At 59.4% G+C, this 14,968-nt stretch carries 12 protein-coding genes and 1 pseudogene; 5 read left to right on the forward strand and 8 right to left on the reverse strand.

Annotated features, from left to right (window positions below):
• The coding region (locus Q5H31_RS01965; RefSeq protein WP_302457429.1) for a family 43 glycosylhydrolase at positions 1–556 on the reverse strand (556 nt) is incomplete at its 3' end.
• A gap of 390 nt (positions 557–946) precedes the next feature.
• Positions 947–2,296 carry a xylose isomerase gene (gene xylA / locus Q5H31_RS01970; protein WP_011742887.1) on the reverse strand — a complete coding sequence of 450 codons (1,350 nt, stop codon included), beginning with the start codon at positions 2,294–2,296 and terminating at the stop codon, positions 947–949.
• A gap of 236 nt (positions 2,297–2,532) precedes the next feature.
• Here xylA and Q5H31_RS01975 point away from each other — a divergent pair, with 236 nt between their 5' ends.
• Entirely contained in the window at positions 2,533–3,813 is a 1,281-nt protein-coding gene (locus Q5H31_RS01975) for an O-acetylhomoserine aminocarboxypropyltransferase/cysteine synthase family protein (protein WP_085382399.1), read from the forward strand.
• Positions 3,814–4,038: 225 nt separating this feature from the next.
• Here Q5H31_RS01975 and Q5H31_RS01980 read toward each other — a convergent pair whose 3' ends face one another.
• On the reverse strand, positions 4,039–4,965 hold the full coding sequence (locus Q5H31_RS01980) for a DUF559 domain-containing protein (RefSeq protein ID WP_302457430.1): 927 nt from the start codon (positions 4,963–4,965) through the stop codon (positions 4,039–4,041).
• Positions 4,966–5,181: 216 nt separating this feature from the next.
• Between Q5H31_RS01980 and Q5H31_RS01985 the strand changes: the two genes are divergently transcribed.
• Positions 5,182–6,690 (forward strand): amidohydrolase, encoded by a 1,509-nt coding sequence (locus Q5H31_RS01985; protein ID WP_124917448.1) that lies wholly within the window; start codon positions 5,182–5,184, stop codon positions 6,688–6,690.
• Positions 6,691–6,897: 207 nt separating this feature from the next.
• Here Q5H31_RS01985 and Q5H31_RS01990 read toward each other — a convergent pair whose 3' ends face one another.
• Positions 6,898–7,695, reverse strand: coding sequence for a bifunctional diaminohydroxyphosphoribosylaminopyrimidine deaminase/5-amino-6-(5-phosphoribosylamino)uracil reductase RibD (locus Q5H31_RS01990; protein WP_302457431.1), 798 nt, complete (start codon positions 7,693–7,695; stop codon positions 6,898–6,900).
• A gap of 163 nt (positions 7,696–7,858) precedes the next feature.
• Here Q5H31_RS01990 and Q5H31_RS01995 point away from each other — a divergent pair, with 163 nt between their 5' ends.
• On the forward strand, positions 7,859–8,284 hold the full coding sequence (locus Q5H31_RS01995; RefSeq protein WP_151907320.1) for a peptide deformylase: 426 nt from the start codon (positions 7,859–7,861) through the stop codon (positions 8,282–8,284).
• A 155-nt stretch (positions 8,285–8,439) separates the two neighbouring features.
• Here the strand turns inward: Q5H31_RS01995 and Q5H31_RS02000 are convergent.
• Positions 8,440–8,775, reverse strand: a pseudogene (locus tag Q5H31_RS02000) (aldo/keto reductase); the annotation flags it as partial.
• A 223-nt stretch (positions 8,776–8,998) separates the two neighbouring features.
• On the opposite strand from Q5H31_RS02000, the gene ettA reads away from it, so the two are divergent.
• Together ettA and Q5H31_RS02010 are read left to right on the forward strand one after the other, a co-directional pair.
• Entirely contained in the window at positions 8,999–10,675 is a 1,677-nt protein-coding gene (gene ettA / locus Q5H31_RS02005; RefSeq protein ID WP_003808281.1) for an energy-dependent translational throttle protein EttA, read from the forward strand.
• Between the two features lie 223 nt (positions 10,676–10,898).
• Positions 10,899–11,804, forward strand: a complete 906-nt coding sequence (locus Q5H31_RS02010; protein ID WP_011742880.1) for an acyl-CoA thioesterase II — start codon at positions 10,899–10,901, stop codon at positions 11,802–11,804.
• 25 nt (positions 11,805–11,829) lie between these two features.
• Here the strand turns inward: Q5H31_RS02010 and Q5H31_RS02015 are convergent, their stop codons facing one another.
• The 3 genes from Q5H31_RS02015 to folP form a co-directional block, all read right to left on the reverse strand.
• On the reverse strand, positions 11,830–12,405 hold the full coding sequence (locus Q5H31_RS02015; RefSeq protein WP_195422595.1) for a DUF3180 domain-containing protein: 576 nt from the start codon (positions 12,403–12,405) through the stop codon (positions 11,830–11,832).
• A complete protein-coding gene (folK, locus tag Q5H31_RS02020; RefSeq protein ID WP_302457432.1) occupies positions 12,402–13,952 on the reverse strand; it encodes a 2-amino-4-hydroxy-6-hydroxymethyldihydropteridine diphosphokinase in 1,551 nt (516 codons plus the stop codon). The genes Q5H31_RS02015 and folK overlap by 4 nt, the downstream gene beginning before the upstream one ends.
• A gap of 84 nt (positions 13,953–14,036) precedes the next feature.
• Positions 14,037–14,915 carry a dihydropteroate synthase gene (gene folP / locus Q5H31_RS02025; RefSeq protein ID WP_107646045.1) on the reverse strand — a complete coding sequence of 293 codons (879 nt, stop codon included), beginning with the start codon at positions 14,913–14,915 and terminating at the stop codon, positions 14,037–14,039.
• Between the last annotated feature and the right edge of the window lie 53 nt (positions 14,916–14,968).

Raw genomic sequence — 14,968 nt, forward strand, 5'->3', positions numbered from 1 at the left:
TAATGCGTTGGGTCCAGACCTCGGTCTGGCCTTCCCATTGCGGATTGACCGCAGGGCGGGTCTGGGTCCAGTACACATTGCCGTCCTCATCCTCGAATATGTCTGGATCGATGCCTTCGGCGCCCTCGATCCAGAACGGCCCACGCCAAGGTCCGTCGATCGAGTCCGACTCAAGAACGAAGTTGCCTTCCGCCGCCTGAGCCGCATCCAATTCGGCCTGGGAGCATCCTTCCGCGATGGCTTTGCGTCCATTGATGCGAGCGATGGTGCAGGCAATCACGTATTTGCCACGAATCCTACGCAGCGTCGGCGCATAGACGCCACCCGAGTCATCCACGAAAGGAATGAGCAAACGTCTTGCCAACTCCTCATCTATGGCATCCGACACGTGTTTCCAGTGGGCCATATCCCTGGAAACGTAGATAGGCAAGCCTGGAACCAGTTCGAAGGTGGAGGTCACAAGCACGATTTGCCGAAGATCATCATCCCAAATCCAACTCGGATCAGGATGCATTCCGTGAAGAATGGGATTGGCGATGGTAATCGTTGTGGTCATAAGTACGCCTCATTCGGGAACGTTTGGATACATCACATCATTGCGAATAATCGAAATTTTCGCTTGGTCTAGCAACGCAAACAAGCCGCTCACCGACGATCTAGCCGGCAAACGACTTGCGTGCGAAGGAAATTTGAGGAAGGAGGAAGGAAAGAAAAGTGAGTGGTGTGCCGGAACACCGACGCTTCGGCACACCACATCCGGCTCTGTCACAGTCGAGCCCCACTGTTTGATCCAGCGATGAATCAGGAGTCCTAACGGAAACTCCTTACTGCGCCCATGCCTCGGTCCTGCAATTCCGGAACGCTACGCGCGCCCAGTCATTGCTCGCCCTCGACTACCGTCTCGGACTTCGCCCGAGGCTACCTAAAACCCTAGTGAGTTTTCGGCTCACGCCTCGGCCAGGGCGTCGATCATGTAGTTGTTGATCGTGGCCTTGACGGACTCGAGGTGATCGGACTTGGTGGCTTCGATGAGCTTGGACTGCGGGATATCCAGAGCGTACTCCTCGAGGGAAGCCAGGGAGGCGGTGCCGTTCTCGACGGTTGCGCCGATGCCGGAATCGAAGGAGCTGTAGCGCTCGGCCTGCAGGTTCTCGATGACCTTGTCCTCGTGCATCTTGGCGGCGACCAGGAGGCCTGCTGCGAAGGAATCCATGCCTGCGATGTGGGAACGGAACAGATCCTCGGCGGTGAAGGAGGTACGACGCGGCTTGGCGTCGAAGTTCAGACCACCGTGAGGGCCGATCTGGCCTTCGGCGAGGACTTCCCACATAACGGTGGAGGTCTCGTACAGGTCGGTCGGGAACTCATCCATATCCCAGCCGATGAGCTTGTCGCCCTGGTTGGCGTCCAAGGAGCCGAGCACGCCGGCCTCGCGGGCGGTGCGGATCTCGTGCTGGTAGGTGTGGCCGGCCAGGTTGGCGTGGTTGCCTTCCAGGTTCAGCTTGAAGACGTCCATCAGATCATAGGTGCGCAGGAAGTTGATGGCGGTGGCGGCATCGAAGTCGTACTGGAACATCGTCGGTTCCTTGGCTTTCGGCTCGATCAGGAACTGGGCGTCCAGGCCGATTTCCTTCGCGTAGTCATGGCACATATGGAAGAACTTGGCCATGTGCTCCTGCTCGCGCTTCATCTGGGTGTTCCACAGGTTCTCGTAGCCTTCACGGCCGCCCCAGAACACGTAGTTCTCGGCACCAAGGCGCTTGGCGATCTCCAGGGAGTGCTTCAGCTGGCCGCCGGCGTACGCGTAGATGTCGGCGAACGGGGAGGTGGAGGCGCCGGAGACGAAGCGCGGGTTGGTGAACAGGGAGGAGGTGTTCCACAGCAGCTTGATGCCGGTGGACTTCATGTTCTCTTCGATCTTGTCGACGACCTTGTCCAGGTTCTTGTCGGTCTCGCGCAGGGTGTCGCCTTCCGGAGCGATGTCGCGATCATGGAAGCAGAAGTACTCGACGCCGAGCTTCTGGAAGAACTCGAAGGCGTAGTCGACCTTGGCCAGGGCCTCGTCCTCCGGATCGGAATACTTGCCGTACCACGGACGCTGGGCGGTGCCGGTGCCGAACGGATCGACGAGCTGCTGGTCGAAGGTGTGCCACCATGCGACGCCGAAACGCAGCCAGTCCTTCATCTTCTTGCCGGCAACGACCTTGTCGGCGTCGTAGTAATGGAAAGCAAGACCCTCCTGCGGCCCCTTTTCGCGACCGACGTACGGAATCTTATCGATATCCCACAGACCCATGGAATGCTCCTTTGCTTGGTTTACTTACGTAAAGCTTTATTTCGCAGCGGGCTTTCCGCCCGTCTTGGTCTACATAATAAATTGAATTACCTAAGTTTGTCAATTCGTTAAACTATACGGCGTTTCCATTGGAATCAAGCCATTTATCAATGCAGTGATACAGTGTGTTTGTTTGTTCGCATCGCGGCGCAACACCTGCGCGGCGCACGGAAGCGCGGAATCGAAAGAAGGAACATATGAGCGAAAACGTCGACACCATCTGCGTGCAGGGAGGCTATCAGCCGGGCAATGGAGAATCCCGCACTCCCCCAATCATCCAGGCCACGACCTTCAAATACCAGTCGAGCGAACAGATGAGCCGACTGTTCGACCTGTCCGAATCCGGCTACTTCTACACCCGCCTGCAGAATCCGACCAACGACACCGTCGCCGCGAAGATCTGCGAGCTGGAAGGCGGCGCGGCCGCGATGCTCACCTCGTCCGGCCAGGCGGCGAACTTCTTCGCGCTGTTCAACATCTGCAACAACGGCGACCACATCGTCGCCTCCTCCGCCATCTACGGCGGCACGTTCAACCTCATCAACGTGACCATGCGCAAGATGGGCGTCGAATGCACCTTCGTCAGCCCGGACTGCACCGAAGAGGAACTTGAGGCCGCATTCCAGCCGAACACCAAGGCCGTGTTCGGCGAGTCCATCTCCAATCCGGCGCTTATCGTGCTCGACTTCGAGAAGTTCGCGAACGCAGCGCATCGTCACGGCGTGCCACTGATCGTCGACAACACCTTCCCGACGCCGATCAACTGCCGTCCGTTCCAGTACGGCGTGGACATCGTCACGCACGCCACCACCAAGTACATGGACGGCCACGGATCCTGCGTGGGCGGCGCGATCGTCGATTCCGGCAATTTCGACTGGATGGCCCATGCGGAGAAATTCCCGGGCCTCACCACTCCGGACGACTCCTACCATGGCGTCACCTACGCGAAGGAATTCGGCAAGGCCGCATACATCACCAAGGCCACCGCGCAGCTCATGCGCGACTTCGGCTCCACTCCGGCGCCAATCAATTCGTGGATCATGGGCATGCACCTGGAATCGCTGGGCGTACGCATGGAGCGCCATTGCGCCAACGCACTGGCCGTGGCCAAGTGGCTCGACGCCGATCCGCGCGTCAGCTGGGTGAGCTTCCCGGGCCTCGAAACGGACAAGTACCATGCGCTGGCGCAGAAGTACATGCCGAACGGCACCTGCGGCGTGATCTCCTTCGGCGTGCCGGGCGGGCGCGAGACGGTTTCCGCGTTCCTTGACCATCTGAAGATGGTGTCCATCGCCACGCATGTGGCCGATGCGCGCAGCTGCACGCTGTATCCGGCCGGCACCACGCATCGCCAGCTCACCGAGGAGCAGCTTGAGGAAGCCGGCGTCGGCATCGACCTGGTGCGCCTGAGCTGCGGCATCGAAAACACGGCCGACATCATCGCCGACCTCGACCAAGCCCTCGCCGCCGTGCAGTGAGCCGCAGAAATCCGCCATCTCGCTTATGGATGGCGGATTTCTTCACCCGACCGATGCTATCTCGCTTATAGATGGCAGTCTTCTTGAATCGCTAAGGCCCTAGGGGGTAATATTCATACCTCTTAAGGCCTTTTTGTGGATTTCATCCGCCATCTATAAGCGAAATAGCATCATGCCGCAGCCCGATTCCGCCATTCATAAGCGAGATATGGGCTTGCCCAAGCCTCACAGACGGTTGCCCTTCCTCCGACCATCGGCTATCTGAGCAATCGTCATTCGCCCACATAGCCGCACAGGCTCCCCCAAACGCAATGACATCCTCTGCGCCACACGTTCCGCCAATTCCCTTCGAGAATCCTCATCCCTGAGATTTTCCGCCGTCACCTGGATATACAGCCATCCTTCATCCTCCAACGCTTCCCGACGTTTACTGTCAGCCAACCATCGCGAGGCATGATACCTGCCGTCGTATTCAATGATGATTTTCAAATCCGGATAAGCCATGTCCGCGAAAAATACATGAGAATAGCCTTTGAGCCGAATGGCATAGTTCACTTCCGGACAAGGCAAACCATAACGCAACAGAACAATTCGACTTCTCGTTTCCTGGGAAGAATCTGTATTCTCCCGCATCAGCCTGAGAGCCCTACGCATTTTCGACACTCCTCTCACCGCACGTAATCTGTCGGAGCCTGAATAGTTGGACAAATCGGACAAGCTATCGACATATATCCGAAACTCCTCCAGTGTGGCCTTTTTCATATGTCCATCACGCCGCATCATCGAATCACCCAAAACCACCAATTCTTCATCTTCAAGCCGATTGGCATGCATGGCCCATGTGGTCACGGAATCCGCGCATCGCAATCGACCATGATGAATCGGCATATGCGTCTGAGGTCCAGACCAAAGCACAAAACAAATCCCCTGCAGTATCGTTCGCACGCCGTTACTTTCAATCACCGCGTGCAGCGTATCAGCCAAAAGCCCTCCGCGCCGGTAGCGAGGCAGTTCGATGCCTTGTAAACTCAGTGCGGTATCAAGCGCGAACACCAGCCGCCTTCCGGTGCGCCTCTGCGCTTCGAGACATTGTTCGATGGTTCTTGTCCTCAGCCGTGCGAGGCTTTCCGAATATTGTGCTCCATTGTCCATAGCGCCAAAGTAGAGGAAATGTCGCCGCGCTGCCTACCGGCTTCCGGCAAACAGTGGATAAGTGGATAACTGCGCCCTTCTTTTTCTGATGCGGATAACCGTATCCCAGCGGAGGAATCCAAAGTGCGCATAGCCGATTGAGACGAGCGCGGCAATCGCAAGCATTGCAAGGATACTATGGCTGGCAATGAGGTCATTTTGTTGAATCGAGGATGTATGGGCGAACCGTATGTGATTGAGAATGTGTGTTTCGTGGGGTCCGATGAGTCTGTCGACATCACGATTGAGCAAGGGCGGATCGCAGATGTACGGTCTTCGGAAAAGTCGGTAGCCAAGGCTTCAAAAACGTGGATCATTCCCGGCTTGTGGGATTGTCACACGCACTTCACGCAGTGGTCGTACACGCTGGGGCGGCTTGATCTGATTGATGCCCGCAGCGCCGATGAGGCAATGAGCCTGCTACGCGAGCACTTGGAGGAACGCCGCGAATCCGGCACGCTCGACCCGGACCAGTACGTGGTCGGCATGCGGTTCAGACACTCCCTGTGGGCCGATGATGCCCAACCGACATTGGCTGCGATCGACGCGGTGTCGGGCGACCAGCCCGTGGCGCTGTCAAGCGCAGACATGCATTGCGGCTGGGTGAATTCAGCCGCGGCTCGTAAGCTCGGCGTGCATGTAGGCGAGTCGGGACTCGTCGGCGAGCTTGAATGGTTCGACGCTTACTGCAAGCTGGACAAAGGCCCCGGTGCGGCTGACGAGCTGATGCGATTGCTGCGCAACGCGGAACAGGACGCCGCCGGCAAAGGCGTGGTCGGCGTGCGCGACTATGAGATGGCCGAGAACATCGACACGTGGATTGACCGCTTCAAGCAGGGGCTTGACGGATTGCGCATCGAAGCCGGCGTTTACCCCGAACGACTTCAGCAAGCCATCGACGACGGCTGGCATACCGGCGACGAACTTCCCGGAAGCCATGGCTTGGGCCATGTCGGTGCGATGAAGATGATTTCCGACGGCTCGCTCAACACCCGATCCGCCTACTGCTCCACACCGTATTCGGGCATTACGCCGGAAACCTACGGCACGCTGAGCTACACCCCCGAGCAAATCGAATCGTATATGCGGCTCGCCACCGAACATGGCTTCGACATCGCCTGCCATGCCATCGGCGACGAAGCGAACACCATCGTGCTCGACTGCGCGGAACGTACCCACGCGCACGGCTCCATCGAGCATGCCCAAATGCTCAAGGAACGTGACATTCCACGTCTTGCGCAATTGGGACTTGCCGCGAGCATCCAGCCGCAGCACGCCATGGACGACCGTGACGTCATCACACGATTCTGGGGCAATCCCGCCGGAATTCCCTACGCGTTCAACAGTCTGCATCGGGCTGGAATCAAACTGCTTATGGGATCGGACGCGCCGGTCGCGCCGTTGGATCCGTGGCTGGCCATTTCCGCAGCGGTGTTCGGCACGGAGAGTTCCGACCGGGAGCCTTTCCAGTCTGAGCAATGTCTGGATTTCGAAACCGCGCTCGCTTCGTCCACCGCCCTGGGGCGTACGACGTTGCAAGCTGGAGATGCGGCAGACCTAGTGCTGCTGGATTGCGATCCGAGTGCGCTTGAGTCCCCTGAGGCCATGCGCGCCATGCCCGACCATGTGCTCGCCACTATGCTTGCTGGGTGCTGGACATATCAGTCTCACGTATCTCGCTTATAGATGGCGGAATCGGAAAGCCGCCCGATGCTATTTCGCTTATAGATGGCGGCGCCTCTACGTCATTAAGGTCTTAGAGGGTATGATTTACACCCTCTAAGACCTCTTCGCAAAATTCATCCGCCACCTATAAGCGAGATAGCACTGGACAAGCAGACGAATCCGCCATCTATAAGCGAGATACACGGCCAACAACGCACGAATGGCGCTTCAGTCTTTTTGGCAAGCCATGGACAACCGCTCGAATGCTTCGTCGCTTTCCACGATGAGGCTGTCGATTTTGCGCTTGCCCAGCTCACGCAGCCATTCGTCTGGATCCGTGCAGGCGAGCGCGCCGGCCTCCAGGAGTAACGGCCTGTGGCCGCCAATCACCACTTCGTCTGCGCCGACGGCTTGGACCGGTCCGTTGAAATGCGCGAAAGACTCGTCAGGAACGTCCGATTCAGTTCCGGCAAGCACCGCCGCATATGTGGCATATAGTTCGCGCCGACGGACCGCATACTCAGAGTCCGATTCACCCGCACGCCTTCTGCCGTCCACAATGTACGGCTTTCCCGTGGTGATGCAGTGGAAGAAATGACGATTGATGGCGTCGCATTCCTCCCGCATCACGTCGCGAACCACTTCGACGCCCGCTTCCTCAAGGATGCGAAGGCCTTTGCCCGCCACAATCGGGTTCGGGTCAACCGATCCGACCACCACGCGTGCGATGCCGTGCGCCAGAATCAAGGCAGTGCACGCCGGCTGCGATCCGACATGGCAGCAGGGTTCAAGCGTGTCGATGACCGTGGCGCCAGTCAGATCGATGCCGTGCGCGTCGGCATAGTCGAACGCCATACGTTCCGCGTGGGGCCCGCGATATCGGTCGTGGTATCCGGTGGTGAGAACCTCGCCATCACGTACCACCACCGCGCCTACCAGCGGATTCGGGTCCACCCATCCCGCACCCTTGCGGGCCAGTTCAAGAGCCTGCGCCATATATTCGCGGTATTGCAACATGTCTTCCATGACCCCAAGCATATTGCACCAGTCCAAGCCGCACACGTTGCACCTCACATCCCGAAGCCGACGCGAACGGTCAGGGAATGGACAGGTTCGCCCAGCCGTCCGTCTCGCAGCCATGCGACGCTACAATATTGGCAGACCGGCAACATCCAACGAGAGGAATCATATGCAGCGTGAGATCATGACGTCCATCCCATTTTTGAGCCAGCCGTCCACCTCAGCCGAGAACACCGAAGAGGATCTGGCCGTGGCGCAGGACCTGAAAGACACGTTGGACGCGCATCGCAATGGTTGCGTGGGCATGGCGGCCAATATGATCGGCGTTCCCAAGCGCATCATCGCTTTTGTGGATGAGGATTTCGGCGGCCGCATTTTCGTGATGTTCAATCCACACATCACCGCCGAAGACGGCGCGTTCGATACGGCGGAAGGTTGCCTCTCGCTCCAGGGCGAGCGCCGCACCGTCCGATACCAGCGCATCGAAGTGGATTATATGGATCGGAAATTCCGCGAGCGCCACGCAGCGTTCACCGGTTTCACCGCGCAGATCATCCAACACGAGATCGACCACTGCGATGGCGTGATCATTTGATCGTCGGCCTGCCGCCCACCAATCAATAGCCGCCCGCCGAAAACAGCCAACCCACCACCCTCGCACTCGAAAAGCGCGGAAAAACCAAGGAAAATCGCCGCCGCAGCACCTACGGGGGGCAACATCGGGACTTCCTTTTTCTCAGTATGTCAGCGTCATTCCCGTCCCGCGCGTTCCTTGATGAAACCAACGAACATATCGACGGCCTCCGGGGTATCATGGCGGAAGAACAGGCTGGTCTTGGTATCCAGCGCGGTGACGGCCGCCATCTCCTCATCACTCAGCGTGAAGTCGAATACATCGATGTTCTGTTCCATTCGTTCCCGATGCGTGGACTTGGGCAACGCCACGATGTTCCGCTGCACCAGCCAGCGCAGAATCACCTAGGCGACCGACTTGCCATGGGTTTCGCTGATTTTCGCCAAAGTCGGATTATCGAACATGCCGGATCGCCCTTCGTCGAATGGCGCCCATGCCTCCTACGAGTAACCGCCACTCTGTGTAGACGGGATATGGGATAATCGGCGATGGTACTTTGCGTATGGACACGGTCCGAAAACACTTGGCTTCGATGAGTTCGCAGCAGACTTGCGATTCGTCCGCAACCAGTCGCGCCGGCAACGCGCCACAGCACGGCGAACAAGTGCGATTTTCCGTCGACCGACATACGCAAAACGCTGGAATTCCAACGTTTCTTAAGGATGGAACACAACATTGGCTGAGTTTATTTACCAGATGATCAAGGCCCGCAAGGCTTACGGCGACCGAGTGATTCTTGACGATGTGACCCTGAGCTTCCTGCCGGGCGCGAAGATCGGCGTCGTCGGCCCGAACGGCATGGGTAAGTCCACGCTGCTGAAGATTATGGCCGGCCTCGACACCGTTTCCAACGGCGAAGCCTACCTGACCCCTGGTTTCACCGTCGGCATTCTGCAGCAGGAACCGCCGCTGGATGACACCAAGACCGTCGGCGAGAACATCAAGATGGCATTCGGCCCGATCGCCGAAAAGGTGGCGCGTTTCAACCAGATTGGCGAGGAAATGGCCAATCCGGACGCCGATTTCGACGCGCTGATGGAAGAAATGGGCAAGCTGCAGAACGATATCGACGCGGCCAACGGTTGGGATCTCGACTCCCAGCTCGAGCAGGCCATGGACGCTCTGCAGTGCCCGGATCCGGATACGCCGGTGAGCGTGTGCTCCGGTGGCGAGCGCCGTCGTGTGGCACTGTGCAAGCTGTTGCTTGAGGCTCCGGATCTGCTGCTGCTCGACGAGCCCACCAACCATTTGGATGCCGAATCGATTCTGTGGCTGGAGCAGTTCCTGCACCAGTACAAGGGCGCCGTCATCGCCGTCACCCACGATCGTTACTTCATGGACAATGTGGCCGAATGGATCTGCGAAGTGGATCGCGGCCACCTGTATCCATACAAGGGCAACTACTCCACCTACCTGGAGACCAAGGCCAAGCGTATGGAGATCCAGGGCGCCAAGGACGCCAAGCTCGCCAAGCGCCTGAAGAGCGAGCTCGACTGGGTGCGTTCCTCGCCGAAGGCCCGTCAGGCCAAGAACAAGGCCCGTCTGGAACGTTACGACCAGATGGAGCAGGAGGCACGCAACAACAAGAAGCTCGACTTCTCCGAAATCCAGATTCCGGCCGGCCCGCGTCTGGGTTCCACCGTTCTGGAAGCCGAGCATATCCACAAGGCGTTCGGCGACCGCGTGCTCATCGACGACTTGAGCTTCACCCTGCCGCGTAACGGCATCGTCGGCGTGATCGGCCCGAACGGCGTAGGCAAGTCCACCCTGTTCAAGACCATCGTCGGCTTGGAGCCGTTGACCTCCGGTTCGCTCAAGATCGGCGACACCGTGAAGATCAGCTACGTCGACCAGAACCGTGCCGGCCTTGACCCGAACAAGAACCTGTGGGAGGCCGTGTCCGACGGACTCGACTTCATCGAGGTGGCCGGAGTGGAAGTGCCGACCCGCGCCTACGTGGCGTCCTTCGGCTTCAAGGGTTCCGACCAGCAGAAGCTGGTGGGCGTGCTGTCCGGCGGCGAACGCAACCGTCTGAACCTGGCGCTGACCCTGAAGCAGGGCGGCAACCTGCTGCTGCTCGACGAACCGACCAACGACCTTGACGTCGAAACCCTGGAATCCCTCGAAAACGCGCTGCTCGCCTTCCCGGGCTGCGCCGTGGTGATCTCCCACGACCGTTGGTTCCTCGACCGTGTGGCCACGCACATCCTCGCATGGGAGGGCACCGACGAGAATCCGGCCAACTGGTACTGGTTCGAAGGCAACTTCCAGGCCTATCAGGAGAACCGCATCGCCCGTCTCGGCGAGGATGCGGCCCGCCCGCACCGCCTGCACCGCAAGCTGACCCGCTAAAGGCAGACAGATCCAATCGAGTCGCGTTAAGCGCAGATTTCAGCAAAGCGCCACCCTTCATTACGAGCGGTGGCGCTTTGCCATACGTCAACCGTTGCCGCTAACCAACCGTTCATTCTTCTCACGTACTCGTTACAAAACAATCCGACGAAATTTACTACGTATGGATAGACTCGATGCCAGCATAAAGAGCTATCCACACGCGGAAGGAATCGAGGCCATCATGACGCAGACAGACATGACGCCGCTGCAACGACTGGCAAAGGTGCTCCAGCTGGGCACGCCCTCAAACTATCGCAACCATACGTATATCAACGGCGAAAGCCTGTACTTCCCCACTGGCCGAGTCTACGGCGGACAGGTCATCGCGCAGTCGCTGATGGCCGCGTCGAGAACCGTCGCTCCGTCCCGTCTGCCGAATTCCATCCACGGCTATTTCATTTCGGCCGGCGATATCCGTCAGGATCTGCTGTTCGACGTGGAAAATCTGCGTGACGGACGTTCCTTCTCCGCCCGTCGCGTGAATGTCACGCAGGCGCAGGGCTCGATTTTGACGGCAATCGCCAGCTTCCAGGAACATGACCAGGAAGGCATCGAATTCGCCGACCCGATGCCTGAGAACATTCCCGATCCCGACAGCCTGACCAGTGCGAAGCAACTGATGGAGCCGTATGCGGAACAGTCGCCGTTCGCCAAGTATTATGCGGAGAAGTCGCCGTTCGATATTCGCCATGTGACGCGCACCATCATGCTTGGCGCCGACAAGAAGAGCGCCAGCGAGGATTCCGGCAAGCAGATGGTGTGGATGAAGGCCGACGGCAAGGTGGACGTGCCGCAGGTCATGCATCGTGCGATGCTGGCGATGGGCTGCGACCAGATCATGCTGGAGCCGATTCTGCGCCGTGCTGGCTTAAGCATCGCCACGCCGGGCATTTCGTATGCGTCCATCGACCATTCGATGTGGTGGTACCGCGACATCGACATCAACCAGTGGCATCTGTACGTGCAAGACACGCCGACCGCGGCGCACGGACGCGGCTTGGGCCAAGCGAAGGTCTACACACAGGATGGCGAGCTGGTGGCCTGCATGGCGCAGGAAGCGATGTTCCGCGTGCCGAAGAAGGACTGAGACGGAGTTAAAGAAGGTCTGACGTTCAGACTTTCGATTTCGTGGCAGGATTCGTAGCCGATTTTGTAGACGCCTTCGTGGCGGCGGTCGCATAGCGATTGCGCTGTGCGGCCTTTTTCACGGCCGGACTTTCCGGCCCGTCGATAGGCGGGATGCGGCACAGCCACTCCCCCACGATGCCGACGATCATGTCGGCGACGCATACCACGCAGGCCACCACGCATTCGATGATGGCTTGGCTATAGAATTCCGCCTCACCATGCGGCAGACTCATGATGATCTGTCCACCGTACCAGCCGGCCAACGCCGCGCCCGCAAGTCCGAGCGCTTTGCAGGCCACCAGCGTGCCGAACGCCTTCTGCGGGTCCAATGGCTTGAGCTGCGCGCGTTTGACGGGATCTTTGGTCGTGTATTTATGAATCTGCAGAGCCATGTACAGCACCACACCGCCCAACACGGCCAGCACCACCGGCACGATCCAGGGTGCGCCAACCAACGGCAGGCCTGAAATCTCGCCGTATTTCGCCAATCCCATGCCGGCCAGCACGCCAAGCGCGGCCGCAAGGACGAATGACCACCAAGGGGTTCTGCGTGCTCTCATAGCGTGTCTCCGATAATCCAATTGTCGGTCAGCATGCCCACTTGTGCGGCGTCCGGAGCCATCGCCAGCAGGAACGCGACCGGATCCCTGCCGAGTTTCGCGTCCGGATCCATGTCGAACCATGGGGCGAGCACGGCCGCATGCTCACGTGCGGACGGCCACGGCACCATGCAATCAGGTTCGTTGCGGACCACGCCTTCCATGTCCACAAGGTCGAGGTCGAGGTCATCCGAAATGGAGGATGACACCGATTCCAACGCACCGATAAGCTCACGCGCGTCCATGCGCGTGGAAATCTGCATGACGGCGGCCATTTTGTCCGGATAGTCGTCGACCTGGCTGACATGGTACAGCGGCGAAATACCTTCCACCTGGTTGCCTGGAAGCGCGTCGATGGCCACGATCGCCTGACGGAACTGGTGTTCCGCATCAGTTGAAACGCTATCCAGGGAAATGACCGCTCGACGGGATGCCGGTCCCGGTTTCGCCGCGGCCGCAGCGGCTGCTTTGGAGGCCGCCGTACCTTCCGGAAATTCAATGGAATCAATGGATTCAACAGAATCGGCATCGTCAATCGCATCAACGTCATCTGCAGACGTCCCAATGTCGGAATCGCGAACTATGGGATCCTGAGCTCCGGCAACCATCCAATCGTCCGCGATCTCATCGATATGGTCGCGGTCGGACGTTTCGTGCAGCAGTTGCGCCACGGAACCGGCGTGCGCTCCCCCGAGTTCTGCGTCCGGTTCAAGCGCAAGCCACGGCCCCAATACGAAAGCCCGCTGCCATGCGCGCGGATGCGGCAACGTCAGGTCGGGGTCGGCGCTTTCCTGCCCGTCAAAGTCGATGATGTCCAAATCGAGCGTGCGCGACGTCCAATGGTCGGTGCGCACGCGACCATGCGAGGCTTCGATGCGCTGCAAACCGGCCAGCAGTTCGGCGGCCGAAAGCCTGGTATCCACGGACACGACCGCATTGCGGAATTCCGCAGTACCTTCCGGCATGCCCCATGCGTCGGTCCGATAGAGCGGCGACACCCCCGTCACCTGCGTGGAGGGAAGCCCATCAATGCACCGAACGGCGTCACGCAAGGTGGCGGTCACATCGCCCTGATTGCCTCCCATGGCGATGATGGCATGATGCACCTGCCCATGTTCCGACGACCGCTCACGCGATGGACTGTCAACTGTTTCACGGGAACGTTCCACGGTCACGCTGACATCGTCGAACGGCACGGTGATCGGCGCATTCGGCTTATGCACGGTGACCTGCGTGCGGCACACGGCGGGAAAGCCGAGAATCATGCCGACGATACGATTGGCCAGCTTTTCAATCAAATCGACGTGTTCGCCTTCGATGATGGCCACGATGCCTTTGGCGACCGCACCATAGTCGACGGTGTCGTTCAGATCGTCGGAACGGCCGGCGGCAGCGAGGTCGAGGAACAGCGTGGCGTCCACCACGAAGGTCTGGGCCCGCTCATGCTCGAAGTCGAGCACGCCATGTTTGCCCGTCGCGCGGATTCCCGTCAGTCGAATCTGATCCATACCAGCCTTCCTTTGCCGTTCCTACGTTCCGTATTCCTATTATTTCCGCGATTGCGATGTTGTGACTATCTGCGATTCGCACGGTCACGCGTTCGCATACTCGCGCCATGCGTTGCCGACGGCGACCGCGTCGCGGCTTTTCGCCACGTCATGCACGCGCACGGCCCACACGCCATGTTCCGCGCACAGGGCGCTGATGGCCGCGGTGGCGTTGTCTTTTGAGGCCATGTCCGGCTCGGTCACACCGGCGCCGGCAAGCAGCGAGCCGACGAAACGTTTGCGGGACGCGCCGATCAGCACCGGATAGCCAGCCGCGTTGAACCGGTCAAGCGCCGCCAGAATCGGCAGGTTATGCTCCACGCCCGGCTTGGAGAAGCCCAGGCCCGGGTCGATGATGACCTGTTCGGCCTGCACCCCGGCTTCAAGCACCGCATCCACCTGACGCATCAGCTCGTCATACACGTCATTCACCACGCCATGCTCGTAGCGGGAGGTGTCGGCGTCCGGCACATTGCCCGCGGCGCCGGCAAGCCAGCCACGCCAATGCTGCACGATGTACAGGCAGTCGGAATGGTCGGCCACCACATGCGGCAGTTCGCGGTCCAACTGGCCGCCGGACACGTCGTTGATGATCTGCGCGCCATGTTCGAGCGCGGCCAACGCCACCGAAGCGCGCGTGGTGTCGATGGACAGCACCGCCCCTTCGGGAATCAGCGCGTCCACAGCGCCCAGCACACGGGCCTTCTCGTCGGCTTCGCTGACGCGTTTGGCTCCCGGACGGGTGGATTCCGCTCCGATGTCGATGATGTCGGCACCGGCTTTCATCATCGCCTCGCCATGGGCTTTGGCCGCCTCCGGAGCAAGCCAGAGGCCGCCGTCGGAGAAGGAATCCTCCGTGATGTTGAGCACGCCCATCACCAACGTGCTCTGGCTATCATGAATCGCCTTCATATCAATCGCCATCGGTTTTCTTCCTTCATTCATTCCGTTCTTCCGTTCGGTTCTGTCCGATTCCG

The organism is uncultured Bifidobacterium sp. (genome assembly GCF_959020155.1).
GTDB lineage: Bacteria > Actinomycetota > Actinomycetes > Actinomycetales > Bifidobacteriaceae > Bifidobacterium.

What these genes read in the sequence shown, in the direction of transcription:
- Q5H31_RS01975 (WP_085382399.1), top strand. Translation starts at nt 2,533, where the DNA reads ATGAGCGAAAACGTCGACACCATCTGCGTGCAGGGAGGCTATCAGCCG.
- Q5H31_RS02010 (WP_011742880.1), top strand. Translation starts at nt 10,899, where the DNA reads ATGACGCAGACAGACATGACGCCGCTGCAACGACTGGCAAAGGTGCTC.
- Q5H31_RS02015 (WP_195422595.1), bottom strand. Translation starts at nt 12,405, where the DNA reads ATGAGAGCACGCAGAACCCCTTGGTGGTCATTCGTCCTTGCGGCCGCG.
- folK (WP_302457432.1), bottom strand. Translation starts at nt 13,952, where the DNA reads ATGGATCAGATTCGACTGACGGGAATCCGCGCGACGGGCAAACATGGC.
- Q5H31_RS01980 (WP_302457430.1), bottom strand. Translation starts at nt 4,965, where the DNA reads ATGGACAATGGAGCACAATATTCGGAAAGCCTCGCACGGCTGAGGACA.
- Q5H31_RS01990 (WP_302457431.1), bottom strand. Translation starts at nt 7,695, where the DNA reads ATGGAAGACATGTTGCAATACCGCGAATATATGGCGCAGGCTCTTGAA.
- Q5H31_RS01995 (WP_151907320.1), top strand. Translation starts at nt 7,859, where the DNA reads ATGCAGCGTGAGATCATGACGTCCATCCCATTTTTGAGCCAGCCGTCC.
- xylA (WP_011742887.1), bottom strand. Translation starts at nt 2,296, where the DNA reads ATGGGTCTGTGGGATATCGATAAGATTCCGTACGTCGGTCGCGAAAAG.
- folP (WP_107646045.1), bottom strand. Translation starts at nt 14,915, where the DNA reads ATGGCGATTGATATGAAGGCGATTCATGATAGCCAGAGCACGTTGGTG.
- Q5H31_RS01985 (WP_124917448.1), top strand. Translation starts at nt 5,182, where the DNA reads ATGGGCGAACCGTATGTGATTGAGAATGTGTGTTTCGTGGGGTCCGAT.